Origin of the sequence: Pandoraea vervacti, from assembly GCF_000934605.2 — a bacterium.
Lineage (GTDB): Bacteria > Pseudomonadota > Gammaproteobacteria > Burkholderiales > Burkholderiaceae > Pandoraea > Pandoraea vervacti.
This window is the reverse complement of the sequence record NZ_CP010897.2, coordinates 3,750,964-3,764,216: the sequence shown is the minus strand read 5'-3', so window position 1 is coordinate 3,764,216 and position 13,253 is coordinate 3,750,964. Positions and strand designations below refer to the sequence as shown.

The window sequence follows — 13,253 nt, the reverse complement described above, 5'->3', positions numbered from 1 at the left end:
AGTTATATGACATTCACATTTGTCAACGACGTGTCATATTCGATTTGTAACGTATTCGTCATTTATTTGTCGAGTGCCCGTCATGCTTTTAAAGTTAAGCATCGGGCTTTTCGGCCTTCTTCGCTTCGGCGCATTCCCACATGAGCACCCCATCGCCATTGTTAGCGGCCGTCGACCTCGGCTCGAACAGTTTCCGCCTGATCATCGGCCGCGTGGAGGAGACATCCGCGGGGACGCAGATCTATCAGGTCGATGCGCTACGCGAACCGGTGCGGCTCGCGGCAGGACTGAATGCGGAGAAGTACCTCGATCATCCGTCCCAACAGCGGGGCTGGGAGGTACTCAAGCGTTTCGGCGAACGACTGCGCGGCTTTCATCCCGATCAGGTGCGGGCGGTGGCAACCAACACGTTGCGCGTTGCCAAGAACGCGCAGGACTTTCTGGGCGAAGCGCAGCGTGCCCTGGGGTTTCCCATCGAAGTGATTGCCGGACGTGAAGAGGCGCGACTGATTTACGCCGGGGCGGCGCACTCCGTGCCCACATGCGCCGGCAATCGTCTCGTCGTGGATATTGGCGGCGGCTCGACCGAGTTCATCATTGGTCAGGACTACGAGCCATTGATCATGGAGAGTCTGTACATCGGCTGCGTGAGCCACAGTCGGCAATTCTTCCCCAGCGGCAATGTCGACGAGTATGCGATGAAGCAGGCCGAACTGGCTGCGCGTCGCGAAATTCAGATCATTTCCGCGACGTATCGAGAGGCGGGATGGTCCCAGGCGATCGGGTCGTCCGGCACGGCGCGCGCTCTGGCGGAGTTGCTCGAAGCCAATGGTTTCAATGACGGCGGCGTGCACGGGCTGACCCGTGGCGGCCTTGAGCGTCTCAAGCGAGCCCTCATCAAGGCGGAAAACGCCAATCGTCTGAAACTGGCCGGGCTCAAGCAGGATCGTATTCCGGTGTTGCCGGGCGGCCTGTCGATCATGTTGTCCGTCTTCAACGAACTCGAAGTCGATCATATGGAGACGACCGACGCCGCGCTGCGTCTCGGGGTAATGTACGACCTGCTGGGGCGTACACAGCATCAGGACATGCGCGCGGTGACGGTCGAGCAGTTCGTGCGCCGGTACGGCGTGGATCGTGCGCAGGCCGAGCGGGTCGGGCGTCTCGCCATTTCGCTGTATCGCCAGTTGCCGCTCGACGTGGCGGGCGCGAACGCCAAGGATGCCGACGACGAAGCGAGCGACGTGGACGATGGTCGTGAAGAAGGCGAGGCCTTGCTCAACTGGGCATCGTCGCTGCACGAGATGGGGCTCTCTATCTCCCATAGTGCCTACCACAAGCACTCGGCCTACATTGGCAGCAATGCGGATATGCCGGGCTTCTCACGCCCGGATCAGGCGCGTCTTGCCGAGTTGCTGCTGGGGCACGTCGGCAAGTTGGGCAAGCTCGCCTCGCAGGCGCAGCAGGTCGACTGGCAATTGCTGTTTTGCCTGCGGCTGGCGGTCCTGTTCTGTCGTCGCCGTACAGACGCACTGCCGGACAGCATCGAGGTCGAACGTCTGGGCGACGGCTTTCAGGTGTCGGTGCCGCGTCAGTGGATCGATGCCAATCCGCTCACCGATTACAGCTTGCAGCGCGAAGCGCAGGAGTGGGAAAAGATCGGAATGCGCTACAAGGTCGTGTACGCCTGAAGTGCGCATTGCCATCGGCATGCGTGTTGCAGCAAACGAAAAGCCCGGCATTTGCCGGGCTTTTCGTTCCTCTGGACGTTAGCCTGTAAGACTGCAACGCTCAGGGGCGGAGTATCTTGGGGGAACGCCCGTCAGGCTTGTTGGAGCTTGCTCACGAGTTCCGGTCCGAGGAAGTGACGCGCGTAGCGCGGATTCATGTCGGAGAGGCGGAACAGGGTGAGGAAATCCGCAGTATTGAAGTCGGGGTCCCAGGCCGGTGCGCCGCAGATACGGGCACCGAGACGGAGGTAGCCTTTGACCAGGGCAGGCGGCTCGACGTCGAGCGTCGATTGCAGCTCGTCGACCGGCAGGGCGATACGGGGCACGGCGTGGTACTCGGCCGGGGCCATGGAGGTGTCCTGGAGCTTGCGGTAGAGGCTCGCGGCGTAGTGGCCGCCATCGGCCATCGGCACGCTGGCGCAACCGAGCATCGTCTCCAGTCCGTTGCGCAGCATGTACTCGGCCAGGCCGCTCCAGAGCGCCATGATGACGGCGCCGTTGCGGTAGTCGGTATGCACGCACGAGCGGCCGGTCTCCAGCATCTTCGGGCGCAGATGGTCGAGGCGCGACAGATCGAATTCGCCTTCGGAGTACAGGCGGCCGAGGCGTTTGGCCTGGGACGGGGGCAATACGCGATAGGTGCCGACAACCTTGAGCGAGTCCTGATCGCGCACGATCAGGTGGTCGCAGTATTGGTCGTATTCGTCGACGTCGAGGCCAGCCGGGCCCTTGACCGATGCACCCATTTCTTCGGCGAAGACCTGGTATCTCAGGTGCTGCGCTTCACGAAGCTCGCTTTCGTCGCGTACCCACGCCACAGCCAGATTCGGTTTGACAGGCGTTTCAGGGCGAGGAAGACGCCTCCGCGACGTGGGGGTCAACGAAGAGAGCGGCATAGTGGGGTTCGGCAGGTCGCGCATAAAAGCCCTTTTTGTGACGGTCGCGTTGCGACGTACTTTAAAAAGCATCAATGTCGATTCCGTGAACGGTAGACGACAATTCTATGACAAAACGTTCGCTGTCATGAGGCAGCCCCTTAATTCGTCGCCTTACGAGGTCCATTTCGCGGGGCTTTCGGGGTTTTGGGATGGCGAGTGCGCAGGGCGCACGAAATGTGTCAGATCAGGTCCGGATTGATGACGGCGCGCACCACGACCTGGCTTTCGTCTTCCCGGCGGCGGGAAGCGAGCCACCAGATGCCTCCCTTTTTGATGGTCCAGTAGGCCTCCTGGCCGCTGAGCAACAGTGCGGCGAGCTGACCGAGGGCGGGTTGATGGCCGACCAGCACGATGGTCTGGGCGGTGCCTGGCCAGTCGATGGCGCCGAGCAGTGTGACGGCGTTGGCGCCCGGGGCGAGGTCGCGCACGATGCGGGGCGTCGGCGTGAGCGCCTGAGCGGTTTGAACGGCGCGAACGGCGGGGCTGGACAGAATGAGCGCATCGTCGGGCAGGCGGGGGCGGAGCCACTGAGCGGCCTTGTCGGCCTGTTTGCGGCCCCGATCGGTCAGTTCGCGGGCCAAATCGGCCTGGGCGCTGAGGGCGAGGGTGGCGGGCAGGTTTTCGGCGTCGGCGTGACGCCAGAGAATCAGATTCATCGACACGGGTTCTGGCATGGTGAACCTCCCACTATGGCGGGCTTTCGTGGCGGCGGCATGACCGCCGGCAAAGCGGGGACGAAGGTGTCATTGTGCACCGCCAATGCAGTGGGCACTGCGAAAATGCCGGGAATCTGCACAACCATTTGACGTGGCGCAAGGAAACCTCTAGAATTCGTCCTCTTTCGTCGGAGCGTAGCGCAGCCTGGTAGCGCATCTGATTTGGGATCAGAGGGTCGTAGGTTCGAATCCTATCGCTCCGACCAAAAAACCCTGTCGTATCAAGCAGTTGCAAAGCGCCCCATTGGGGCGTTTTTTGTTTGTCCGATATACCCCGCTAACGCCCATAGCCCATTTCGGGGCGAACCCCCGGCGCCTAAGACGCCAGAAACCCGCCATCGGCCGCCAGAACATGGCCGACGATATAGGAAGCCTCATCCGAAGCCAGCCAGATGACCGCTTCGGCGACTTCTTCCGGTTGGCCCATCCGTCGTAACGGCAGTGCTGCGGCAACGCTCGACATGTCGGCGATGCCAGACGCCAGCATCATGTCGGTGACGACGCGCCCCGGCGCGACGGCATTGATTCGAATGCCTCGTGGCGCGCATTCCATCGCCGCCGAGCGCATCAACGAGATGACGGCTGCCTTGGATGCCGAGTAAAGCGCCAGACCGGGATTGGGATTTCTCACGCCACTGACCGAGGCGTTGATGACGACGCGTCCGCCCCCGCTTTTTTCCATCGCCGGGATTTGGTGCTTCAGGCAAAGAAACACTGATCGCACGTTGGTATCGAATACGCTGGCGTACACCGAAGCATCCTGTGCGTCGATGGGGGCGCGTCGTTCCTGAAAACCGGCATTGTTGAACGCAACGTCCAGTTGTCCGAATCGGTTCGTGACAGTTTGGATGAGATGCGCGATGTCCTCCTCACGCGTCACATCCGTTTTCACGAACATGGCCTCGCCCCCCATTACCCGGCACTCCGCCGCCACGGCGTCCCCTTCCTCCTCGCGCCGCCCGGCGATGACCACGGCCGACGCGCCCTCGGCGGCCATTTGGATCGCCGTCGCGCGACCGATACCACTGCCGCCACCCGTGACCAGCCCCACCTGTCCCAGCATGCGCGCACGTCGAAAACCACGTTTCTCGGACTGCATAGGGCCTCCGGGCTGTATGCGCTCGCCTGAGTCGTCAGCGTCCCATCTCCGGGGACTCCGACCTTCCGAGATCGTGAAATTTCGACAGGGCGCAAGATATTAGTTGTATCGTACAACATTAATCCGAGATATCAACCATGCCAAAATACGACATCGAACTGCTCGACAGCATCCGGGCAGCCTCGCGGCAAATGGTGCGTGAGCTGGGATTCATGCAGGCGACGCTCGCGGATACCGGGTATTCCGCGTCGGCGGTTCACGCGATTATGGAAATTGGCGCGCGACGCTCGGTGACATCCGCTTATCTGGGCGAATATCTGATGCTGGATAAGTCGAGCGTTAGCCGAATGCTGCGAAAACTGCTGATTGCCGGGGAGTTGAAGGAGACACCCAGTCGAGACGACGCGCGCGAAAAACTGTTGTCGTTGACGCCACGCGGCAGACGCACGCTCGCCGCAATTCATGCGTTCGGAAGACGTCAGGTCAGTGGCGCGCTGGACCGTATGAGCGAAGCGGAGCGGGGCGCTGTGGTTCGAGGACTGACAGTTTACGCACGGGCGCTGCAAGAGGTCGGGCTGGGGGAGCGCACGGCACGCCCGCCGAAATCGAGCCGTCGGAAGGATCTCGCATAAGCATATGCGGGCATAACCTTGTGTGATTTGCTTCGTTGACCTTCGAGAGAGGCGTCGCTAATTTCGCTTCTTTGTCCTCCACAGGTCATGCTCGCCATGCGCTTCGTTCGTGACTCGCTGCTCTCACTGCTTTCGCCGGTTCGCCTGCTGGTCGTCAGTCTCTCGTTCGCGATGGCGGTGCCAGCAGCGCATGCGGAGGGACGGATTCGGATCGCGGAGCAGTTCGGCATCGTCTACCTGTTGCTCAACGTCGTGCGCGACCAGCAATTGATCGAGCAGGAGGGCCGCAAGCTGGGCGTTGAAGTGAAAGTCGACTGGGCGCGCCTGTCCGGCGGCGCCGCGATCAACGACGCGCTCCTGTCCGGCGCCATCGACATCGCCGGTGCAGGCGTCGGCCCGCTCATCACCGTCTGGGATCGTACCTACGGTCGCCAGAACGTACGCGGCGTAGCGTCGCTGGGCAGCCTGCCGTATTACCTCGTGAGCAACAATCCGAAGGTGCGCACCATCGCCGACTTCACGGAGAAGGATCGTATTGCGCTGCCCGCGGTGGGCGTGTCGGTCCAGTCTCGTGTGCTGCAATACGCCGCCGCCCGGCAATGGGGAGACGCTTCATTCGATCGTCTGGACAAATGGACCCAGACGATGGCGCATCCCGACGCCGCGGCGGCAATCATCGCGGGCGGCACCGAGATCACGGGGCACTTCGGCACCCCGCCGTTCCAGGAACAGGAACTCGCCGCGAACCCCAACGCGCACATCGTGCTCGATTCCTACGACGTGCTGGGCGGACCGAGTTCTGCCACGGTGCTCTACACGACCGAGAAATTCCGCAACGACAACCCGAAAACCTATCGGGCCTTCGTACTGGCGCTCGCGCGCGCCGCCGATTTCGTCAAACGCCAACCGGAGGCGGCCGCCGATACCTACCTCCGCGTGAATCAGTCGAAGACCGACAAGAAACTGCTGGTGAGCATCATCACCGACCCCAAGGTCAATTTCTCGATTGCGCCCCAGAACACGCTGGGCCTTGCCCAGTTCATGCAACGTGTGGGCGCCGTTCGTCACAAGGCCACGTCGTGGAAGGACTACTTCTTCGACGAGCCCGCGTTGGGGCAGGGGAGTTGAGATGGGGACGTCGAGCGCTCGGTCGCTGGCGCGTGCGGATCTTGCCGATCTCACCGATATCACCGATATCGACACAGCCGCGCAGACACACGCGCTCGCTGCCGCCGACGCCGCCGACGCCGGACCATCCGCGCATGCGCACGGGCCAGGCAGTTCGCGCGTGCTTGAAGTGCGCGACCTCGGCATCGAGTTCCGGCATCGCGCACGCCTCGTGCCCGTGTTGAACGACATATCGTTCGATGTCTACAACGCCGACCGTTTCGTCTTGCTTGGCCCATCCGGCTGCGGTAAATCGACGCTGCTCAAGGCGATCGGCGGCTTCGTCAAACCGGCACGCGGCGAGATTTCGCTCGACGCGCAGACGGTGAGCGGCCCGGGCATCGACCGGATGTTCGTGTTCCAGGAATTCGATCAACTGGCGCCGTGGAAAACGGTGCTGCAAAACGTGATGTTTCCGCTGCGCGTCGCGAGGGGGCTGTCGCGTCACGAGGCGCGCGAGCGCGCGAGAGAGACTCTGGACAAAGTGGGGCTGTCCCGATTTGCCGATGCCTATCCGCACGCGCTCTCGGGCGGCATGAAGCAACGCGTGGCCATCGCGCGGGCACTCGCCGTGCGACCACGCGTGCTGCTCATGGATGAGCCGTTCGCCGCGCTCGACGCGCTCACTCGCCTGCGCATGCAGGAGGAATTGCTTCGGCTGTGGGACGACACGCACGTCACGCTGCTGTTCGTCACGCACTCGATCGAAGAGGCGCTCATCGTGGGCAGCCGTATCGTGCTGCTGGACGGCCAACCCGGACGATTGCGCGCAGAACTGGACGCCGGCGACTTCGTCCCGGGCGACGTCGCGTCTGCCGAATTCAGACGTGCTGGCGAGCGCATTCACGACCTGCTCTTCGGCGAGCACGAAGCGGCGTGAGACCGAGGAACCTCAAGTGAATCGACCATCGACGGAAGTCGCCAGACTCAGTGCTCGCCAGGGATCGCCGCGACGCCCGGAGCGCATTTTTCCGCCCGCGCCACGCAGGGACGCCGATACGCCGAAGACGGCACAAGTGTCACGAAGCGAAGACGCGACAAGCGCGTGGCGCGGCACGCCGACCGTCTGGCGCAAGCTCGCCATCGGCATCGTCCTGATCCTGATATGGGAGCTGGCCGCACGCTGGGTGGACAACGACCTGCTGTTGCCGGGCGCCGCGGCGACGGCACACGCGTGGTGGAGCAGTCTGCTCAATGGCGAACTCGTCGCTCGCACGGCCACTTCCCTTTGGGTGCTGTTGCGTGGCTATGCGCTGGGCGTGCTCTGCGCGTTCGTGCTCACGTCGCTCGCCATGACGACCGCCGTCGGGCGAGACCTGCTGTCGCTGCTCACGGGCATGTTCAATCCATTGCCGTCCATTGCGCTGCTGCCGCTCGCACTCCTGTGGTTTGGTCTGGGCACCGGCAGCCTGCTGTTCGTGCTCGTGCATGCGGTGCTGTGGCCGCTGGCGCTGAGCGTCGCTTCCGGATTCGACGCCGTGTCGCCCACGCTTCGCATGATCGGACGCAACTACGGTCTCTCGGGACTGCGTCAGGTCGCGTGGATTCTCACGCCGGCGGCGCTGCCCTCGGTGCTCTCGGGGCTGCGCGTCGGGTGGGCCTTTGCATGGCGCACATTGATTGCTGCGGAACTCGTGTTCGGCGCGAACACCGGCGCTGGCGGACTGGGCTGGTACATCTATCAGAACCGCAACGAGCTCTACACCGACAAGGTCTTCGCCGGGTTGCTGACGGTCATTCTCATCGGCCTGATCGTCGAGCATCTCGTCTTCGATACGCTTGCCCGGGTGACCGTGCGACGCTGGGGAATGCAGACCGTCTAGGCGATCGCGTCGATGGCGGCAGGCCGTCTGACGACATGACGCGGCATCGGTTTTCAGTATTTGCTTAGCAGCGATTCGAATTTGTTAACACGTCAGGCACCCATATACTGTTTTCGAACAGGCGGCACCGATCTGCGGTGCTGCCGCAAAGTATTGGCAGTGCTTCGGGAAGACTGAGACAGGCGTAGCCCAAGGCTCTTCCGCGCGCCGATTGTCGAACACGTCTTTTCGGATATTGCAGTATGTCGAACGCCTCCTCGCGTCAAATGCATCTGGCCGCCTATGTCATGGCCGGCCCGGTTTCCGGCCATCACGGCGGCTGGCGCTACCCGTCCGCGCAGCATGACATTCTGTCGGTGCGCTTCTATCAGGAAATCGGTCGTTTGCTCGAAGCCGGACGCTTCGACATGCTCTTCCTGCCCGACATCCAGGCGCTGCCACGCCGACTGGGCGACAGCCTTGACTCGCAACTGCGCCATGGCGCACTCGGCGCGCTGCGTCTCGACCCCATCGTCGTACTCTCGGCGCTGGCCGGAAGCACGCGTCATCTGGGGCTTGCGGCGACGATCTCGACGTCCTACTTCACACCGTTTCACGTGGCGCGTGCGCTCGCGTCGCTCGATCATCTGAGTGCCGGACGCGTCGCATGGAATATCGTCACGTCGTTTCAGGACGCGGAAGCCCGCAACTTCGGGCTTGAGGAACAACTCTCGCGCGAAGACCGCTATGACCGCGCGGACGAGTTCGTCGAAGTCGCGTGCAAGCTGTGGAACAGTTGGCGCGATGGCGCCCTCACGCTCGATCGCGAGACGCCCCAGTTTGCCGATCCCGCGCAAGTCAGCCCGATCTCGCACCGGGGCAAGTGGTTCAATGTGGAGGGGCCGCTCAATGTCAGCCGTCCGCCGCAGGGCAGACCCGTCTTCATTCAGGCCGGCGCATCGAGTCGCGGACGCGATTTCGCGGCAAAGTGGGCTGACGTCATCTTCGTCACGCACTCCTCGCAGGACTCGGCGCAAACTTTCTATCACGACATCAAGGCGCGCGCTGCACATCACGGTCGCAACCCGGATGACGTGAAGATCCTGCTGGGCATGGTGCCAGTCGTCGGCGAGACCGATGCGATTGCGCGCGACAAGCAGGCGCTGCTCGACGATCTCTGCGATCCCGAGGCGGGTCTCTCGACCCTCTCTTACCAGCTCGACATCGATCTGTCGCCGTTCCCGCAGGACGGCGTACTGCCCGATCTGGAAGTCGGCGGCGTGCAGGGCCATTACAAGGAGGTGGCGGAACTCACGCGCAAGCAGGGCCTGTCGCTGCGCGAGATCGGCAAGCGCTACGGGATCGGGCCGCTGCGCGACTTCAATGGCACCGGGGGCGCGGTCGCCGAGGTCATGCAGCAATGGTTCGACGCACGCGCCTGCGACGGCTTCATGGTGCAGATGCCCTATCTGCCGGGGGGTGTCGAAGACTTCGTGCGCCTGGTCATTCCCGAGCTTCAGTCGCGAGGCGTGTTTCGCCGGGAGTACGCGGGCGACACGCTGCGCGATCACCTCGGCATTGCCCGCCCGTCGCACTGAACGGATGCACGTCGCAGGGCACGGCGACCCGAATGGCGACCTGAATGCGCCGCAATTTCAAGCTTCTCGCACGACAACATCTCATGGCACACAACGACACCCAGCGGCACTCGCGCCGCCAATTCATCAAGCAAAGCGCAGCGGTGGCGACCGCCCTGTCGTTTCCCATGATCGCGCGCGCCGCGCCACCGCTGATTCGCTATGCGACGGCCGGCGTGGTCGGTCCCGGTGAGCTCGAAACCGTCATTACCAGCGACTGGTTCAAGGCCAACGTGCTCAAGCGTCATGGCAAGGAGTATGTGATCGAGACGATGACGGCGCGCGGCACGCCCGGCGTGGCGACATTGCTCGCCGCCGAGCAGGCCGACATCGGTACGCTGGCCTTCACGAGTCTGGCAACCGCCGTCGCGCAGGACGCGGTACCGGGCGGCGTGACTGCCATTGCCGAAATCCATCGCGACGCGGTGCAGGGCTATGCGTCCAACCCGTTCGTCGTGCTCACGGACAGCCCGGTGCGCACCATTGCCGACCTCAAGGGCAAGAGCGTGGCAGTGAATGCCTTTAACGGCAGCGTCGACATCATTCTGCGCATCGCGCTGCAAAAGCATGGCCTCGATCCACGTAAGGACGTCCGTGTGGTCGAAATGCCGTTCGGCAATATCGGGCCGGCGTTGCGCCAGAAGCGCATCGACGTGGGCGTGCTCGCCATGCCGTTTCAGGTGGACGAAGCGAAGAAGGGCGGCATTCGTACGGTGTTCGACGCGGTCGGCGTTGTGCCGCCGTATCCCGTGCTGTTCCAGAGTGCACGCACGCGCTTCCTTACGGAAAAGTCCGCAGCCGTACGTGCGTGGCTGGCCGATTACGTCGACGCGCAACGCTGGATTTACGATCCGGCCAATCGCAAGCAGGTGGTCGCGCTGACGGCGGAGCTCGCCAAAACGCCCGCCGCGTCGCTCGATGAGTATTTCCTCACGCCCAAGGACTTCTACCGCGATCCGAACGCGACGATCTCCGCCGCGAGCCTCCAGCCGCCCATCGACGCGATGGCGCAACTGGGACTGTTGCCCAAGCCGGTCAGGATTGCGGCGAACGTGGACGCGTCGTACCTCCCGCGCCGGGTCTGACGATGAGCAGCCTGCAAGACACCGCGGCGGCCATCCATGTCGCCGGTCTGTCGAAGGTTTTCGACAAGGACGGCGAGCGCGTCGTCGCGCTCGACAATATTGCGCTGGATGTCCCGGCCGGCAAGCTGGTCTCGCTCGTCGGTCCGTCCGGTTGCGGCAAGAGCACGCTGCTCTACATCCTCGGCGGGTTCGTCGAAGCCTCTCACGGCGTGTGCGCGACCTTTGGCGAGCGGATTACGGGGCCGGGTGTCGACCGTGGGGTGGTCTTTCAGGAATACGCGCTGTTCCCATGGCTCACCGTCGCGGAGAACATCGCTTACGGCCTGCGCCGCAAGGGCACGCGCAGCGACGAGATCGAACGTACGGTCGCGCGCTATGTCGATCTCATCCATCTCAAGGGCTTCGAGCGGCGTTATCCGCGCGAGCTGTCGGGGGGCATGCGTCAGCGTGTCGCGCTCGCACGCACCTTCGCGAGCGATCCGAAGATTCTCCTGCTCGACGAACCGTTCGGCGCGCTCGATGCGCAAACGCGCGAGTTCATGCAGGACGAGTTGCTGCGTCTGTTCGAGCGTTCGGGCAAAACCGCGTTACTCGTCACGCATGACATCGACGAGGCGGTCTATCTGTCCGACACCATCTACGTCATGTCGCGGCGGCCCGGACGCATCGTGAAGCGCGTGGATGTCGATCTGGATCGCACGCTCGGGCGCGAGGCGACCATGCTGTCGCAACGCTTTTCCGAACTGCGCAACGACGTCTGGCTGTCGGTGCGTGAGCAGGTGAGGGGCGTACCCACGGAGGAGCCGTCATGACTGCCGCGCTTGCGCTCGGGCAACGCTGCCTGCCCGCCGTGACCGGTTTGCTGGCCGTCGCTGTGTTGTTCGTCGCCTGGCAGGCTGCCGCGTCGGCCCACTGGCTGGCCGACGGCTTTGTCCCGTCGCTCGCTGACATCTGGCGTGCGACGAGGCATCTGGTTCGCACGGGCGAGATCGGGGGCAACCTGATGACGACGTTGCGCGCCAGTGCCTGGGGACTTGCCGCCGGCATTCTGACGGGCGTGCCGCTTGGCCTGTCGATGGCGTTGCTGCCCGTCTTCGATCGCATTGTCACGCCCGTGGTGCGCTGCACGTATGCGTTGCCGAAAACGACGCTGATTCCGTTGCTGGTGCTGTGGTTCGGCGTGGGCGGCGCGACCAACGTCATCGTCATTGCGATTACCGCAGCGTTGCCGCTGATCGTCTACTCGCTGCGTGGCGCACGCGAAGTGCCGCGTGTGTTGCTATGGAGCGCGCGCTCGCTGGGCACGTCGCGGGCGGGCTTGCTTTGGCGTGTCGTGTTGCCTGCGGCGTTGCCTCAGATCCTGACGGGCGTGCGCGTCGCCTTGGGGTTCACGCTGCTGGTCGCCATTTCGTGCGAAATGATCGTTGCGAATCAGGGCATCGGGAAGTTGATCGGCCAGTACGGCGATCAGGGCAGCTACGACTATCTGTTCGCGGCGCTGTTCGTGACGACGGTAGTCGCGTACGCGCTCGATGCGTCGCTGCGCTGGTCGACCGGTGCGCTGTTGCGCTGGCACGAATCGGGGCAACGAGGACAACGAGGACGGCGGCATGGCTGATACGCTGAAATTCACGGAAGTCGCCGTCCCGTCGGGATCGCGCAGCGCGCGCACGATGGCGCGTCGGCTATGGCGTCTGTCGCAGCCCTGGCTGGTGCTGCTCGCGGTACTCGCCGGGTGGCATTTCGCCACTGCCCAGGAGTGGGTTCGGGCGGTATTTTTGCCCTCGCCGGGCGTGGTGTTCGCGACACTCGCGCATCTCGTCATCTCGGGTGAGCTGTGGTCGACATTGGGCACGAGCGTGCTGCGCGCGGTGCTAGGCGTTGTCGCGGCGGGCATAGTGGGCATTCCGCTCGGATTCGCCATGGCCGAATTTCGCGTTTGCCGCTGGTGGCTCTCGCCTTATGTGGCGTTCGGTTTTCCGCTGCCCAAGATTGCACTGATCCCGGTGTTTACCGTCTGGCTCGGCATGGACAGTCTTTCGAAGATCGCGCTCGTGTTCGCCACGTGCGTGTTCCCGTTCATCGTGGCCGCCGAGTCGGGCGCGTCGCTGGTCTCGCCGAAGTTGCGATGGGCTGCGCAGTCCCTGGGCACCCGAAAGCACGCGCTGTTTCGCCACGTGATTTTGCCCGCGACGGTGCCGGCATTGCTCTCCGGCGTTCGCATTGCCTTGCCGATCGGTCTGATTACCGTATTCACCGCGGAAATGGTCACCGGCGGCGGATTGGGCGAAGCCATCGTGCAGGCGCAGCGCTATTTTCAGTCGGCGCAGGTCTACGCCTACGTGCTGGTCACCATGCTCGTCGGCTATCTGGCCGATGCAGCGATTGCCCGCGTGCAGCGCCGCTTCGCAGCCTGGGCCGAGGCATGACTGCCGGGGCGGGCTGCA

13 protein-coding genes and 1 tRNA gene are annotated in these 13,253 nt (G+C 63.5%); 11 read left to right on the top strand and 3 right to left on the bottom strand.

Going from position 1 to position 13,253, the window contains the following annotated elements:
* Window positions 1–140 precede the first annotated feature (140 nt).
* On the top strand, window positions 141–1,691 hold the full coding sequence (gene ppx / locus UC34_RS16420) for an exopolyphosphatase (protein WP_044456387.1): 1,551 nt from the start codon (window positions 141–143) through the stop codon (window positions 1,689–1,691).
* A gap of 131 nt (window positions 1,692–1,822) precedes the next feature.
* Here ppx and UC34_RS16415 read toward each other — a convergent pair whose 3' ends face one another.
* Window positions 1,823–2,650 (bottom strand): GNAT family N-acetyltransferase, encoded by an 828-nt coding sequence (locus tag UC34_RS16415; protein WP_044456386.1) that lies wholly within the window; start codon window positions 2,648–2,650, stop codon window positions 1,823–1,825.
* 197 nt (window positions 2,651–2,847) lie between these two features.
* Window positions 2,848–3,324: a SixA phosphatase family protein gene (locus UC34_RS16410; RefSeq protein WP_044458289.1), complete on the bottom strand. Its 477-nt coding sequence runs from the start codon at window positions 3,322–3,324 to the stop codon at window positions 2,848–2,850.
* A 189-nt stretch (window positions 3,325–3,513) separates the two neighbouring features.
* Between UC34_RS16410 and UC34_RS16405 the strand changes: the two genes are divergently transcribed.
* Window positions 3,514–3,590: transfer RNA gene (locus UC34_RS16405), tRNA-Pro, on the top strand.
* A 110-nt stretch (window positions 3,591–3,700) separates the two neighbouring features.
* Here the strand turns inward: UC34_RS16405 and UC34_RS16400 are convergent.
* Window positions 3,701–4,483, bottom strand: a complete 783-nt coding sequence (locus tag UC34_RS16400) for an SDR family NAD(P)-dependent oxidoreductase (protein WP_044456385.1) — start codon at window positions 4,481–4,483, stop codon at window positions 3,701–3,703.
* Window positions 4,484–4,620: 137 nt separating this feature from the next.
* Here UC34_RS16400 and UC34_RS16395 point away from each other — a divergent pair, with 137 nt between their 5' ends.
* From UC34_RS16395 to UC34_RS16355, 9 genes are all read left to right on the top strand, one after another.
* Window positions 4,621–5,115, top strand: coding sequence for a MarR family winged helix-turn-helix transcriptional regulator (locus tag UC34_RS16395; protein ID WP_052811099.1), 495 nt, complete (start codon window positions 4,621–4,623; stop codon window positions 5,113–5,115).
* A 96-nt stretch (window positions 5,116–5,211) separates the two neighbouring features.
* Window positions 5,212–6,243, top strand: coding sequence for an ABC transporter substrate-binding protein (locus UC34_RS16390; protein ID WP_237165129.1), 1,032 nt, complete (start codon window positions 5,212–5,214; stop codon window positions 6,241–6,243).
* A 1-nt stretch (window position 6,244) separates the two neighbouring features.
* The gene (locus tag UC34_RS16385; RefSeq protein ID WP_084070736.1) at window positions 6,245–7,162 is read left to right on the top strand and encodes an ABC transporter ATP-binding protein; all 918 of its coding nucleotides are present in this window, start codon (window positions 6,245–6,247) and stop codon (window positions 7,160–7,162) included.
* 136 nt (window positions 7,163–7,298) lie between these two features.
* The gene (locus tag UC34_RS16380; RefSeq protein WP_044458286.1) at window positions 7,299–8,105 is read left to right on the top strand and encodes an ABC transporter permease; all 807 of its coding nucleotides are present in this window, start codon (window positions 7,299–7,301) and stop codon (window positions 8,103–8,105) included.
* 242 nt (window positions 8,106–8,347) lie between these two features.
* Window positions 8,348–9,682 (top strand): LLM class flavin-dependent oxidoreductase, encoded by a 1,335-nt coding sequence (locus tag UC34_RS16375; RefSeq protein WP_218919548.1) that lies wholly within the window; start codon window positions 8,348–8,350, stop codon window positions 9,680–9,682.
* 83 nt (window positions 9,683–9,765) lie between these two features.
* Complete coding sequence (locus UC34_RS16370) at window positions 9,766–10,806, top strand: ABC transporter substrate-binding protein (RefSeq protein WP_167370667.1); 1,041 nt, start codon at window positions 9,766–9,768, stop codon at window positions 10,804–10,806.
* Window positions 10,807–10,808: 2 nt separating this feature from the next.
* Window positions 10,809–11,618, top strand: coding sequence for an ABC transporter ATP-binding protein (locus tag UC34_RS16365; RefSeq protein ID WP_044456382.1), 810 nt, complete (start codon window positions 10,809–10,811; stop codon window positions 11,616–11,618).
* On the top strand, window positions 11,615–12,424 hold the full coding sequence (locus UC34_RS16360; RefSeq protein WP_044456380.1) for an ABC transporter permease: 810 nt from the start codon (window positions 11,615–11,617) through the stop codon (window positions 12,422–12,424). The genes UC34_RS16365 and UC34_RS16360 overlap by 4 nt, the downstream gene beginning before the upstream one ends.
* Window positions 12,417–13,235, top strand: coding sequence for an ABC transporter permease (locus tag UC34_RS16355; RefSeq protein ID WP_052811098.1), 819 nt, complete (start codon window positions 12,417–12,419; stop codon window positions 13,233–13,235). The genes UC34_RS16360 and UC34_RS16355 overlap by 8 nt, the downstream gene beginning before the upstream one ends.
* Window positions 13,236–13,253: the final 18 nt, after the last annotated feature.

What these genes read in the sequence shown, in the direction of transcription:
- UC34_RS16390 (WP_237165129.1), top strand. Translation starts at nt 5,212, where the DNA reads ATGCGCTTCGTTCGTGACTCGCTGCTCTCACTGCTTTCGCCGGTTCGC.
- UC34_RS16370 (WP_167370667.1), top strand. Translation starts at nt 9,766, where the DNA reads ATGGCACACAACGACACCCAGCGGCACTCGCGCCGCCAATTCATCAAG.
- ppx (WP_044456387.1), top strand. Translation starts at nt 141, where the DNA reads ATGAGCACCCCATCGCCATTGTTAGCGGCCGTCGACCTCGGCTCGAAC.
- UC34_RS16375 (WP_218919548.1), top strand. Translation starts at nt 8,348, where the DNA reads ATGTCGAACGCCTCCTCGCGTCAAATGCATCTGGCCGCCTATGTCATG.
- UC34_RS16395 (WP_052811099.1), top strand. Translation starts at nt 4,621, where the DNA reads ATGCCAAAATACGACATCGAACTGCTCGACAGCATCCGGGCAGCCTCG.
- UC34_RS16410 (WP_044458289.1), bottom strand. Translation starts at nt 3,324, where the DNA reads ATGAATCTGATTCTCTGGCGTCACGCCGACGCCGAAAACCTGCCCGCC.
- UC34_RS16400 (WP_044456385.1), bottom strand. Translation starts at nt 4,483, where the DNA reads ATGCAGTCCGAGAAACGTGGTTTTCGACGTGCGCGCATGCTGGGACAG.
- UC34_RS16365 (WP_044456382.1), top strand. Translation starts at nt 10,809, where the DNA reads ATGAGCAGCCTGCAAGACACCGCGGCGGCCATCCATGTCGCCGGTCTG.
- UC34_RS16385 (WP_084070736.1), top strand. Translation starts at nt 6,245, where the DNA reads ATGGGGACGTCGAGCGCTCGGTCGCTGGCGCGTGCGGATCTTGCCGAT.
- UC34_RS16360 (WP_044456380.1), top strand. Translation starts at nt 11,615, where the DNA reads ATGACTGCCGCGCTTGCGCTCGGGCAACGCTGCCTGCCCGCCGTGACC.
- UC34_RS16355 (WP_052811098.1), top strand. Translation starts at nt 12,417, where the DNA reads ATGGCTGATACGCTGAAATTCACGGAAGTCGCCGTCCCGTCGGGATCG.
- UC34_RS16415 (WP_044456386.1), bottom strand. Translation starts at nt 2,650, where the DNA reads ATGCGCGACCTGCCGAACCCCACTATGCCGCTCTCTTCGTTGACCCCC.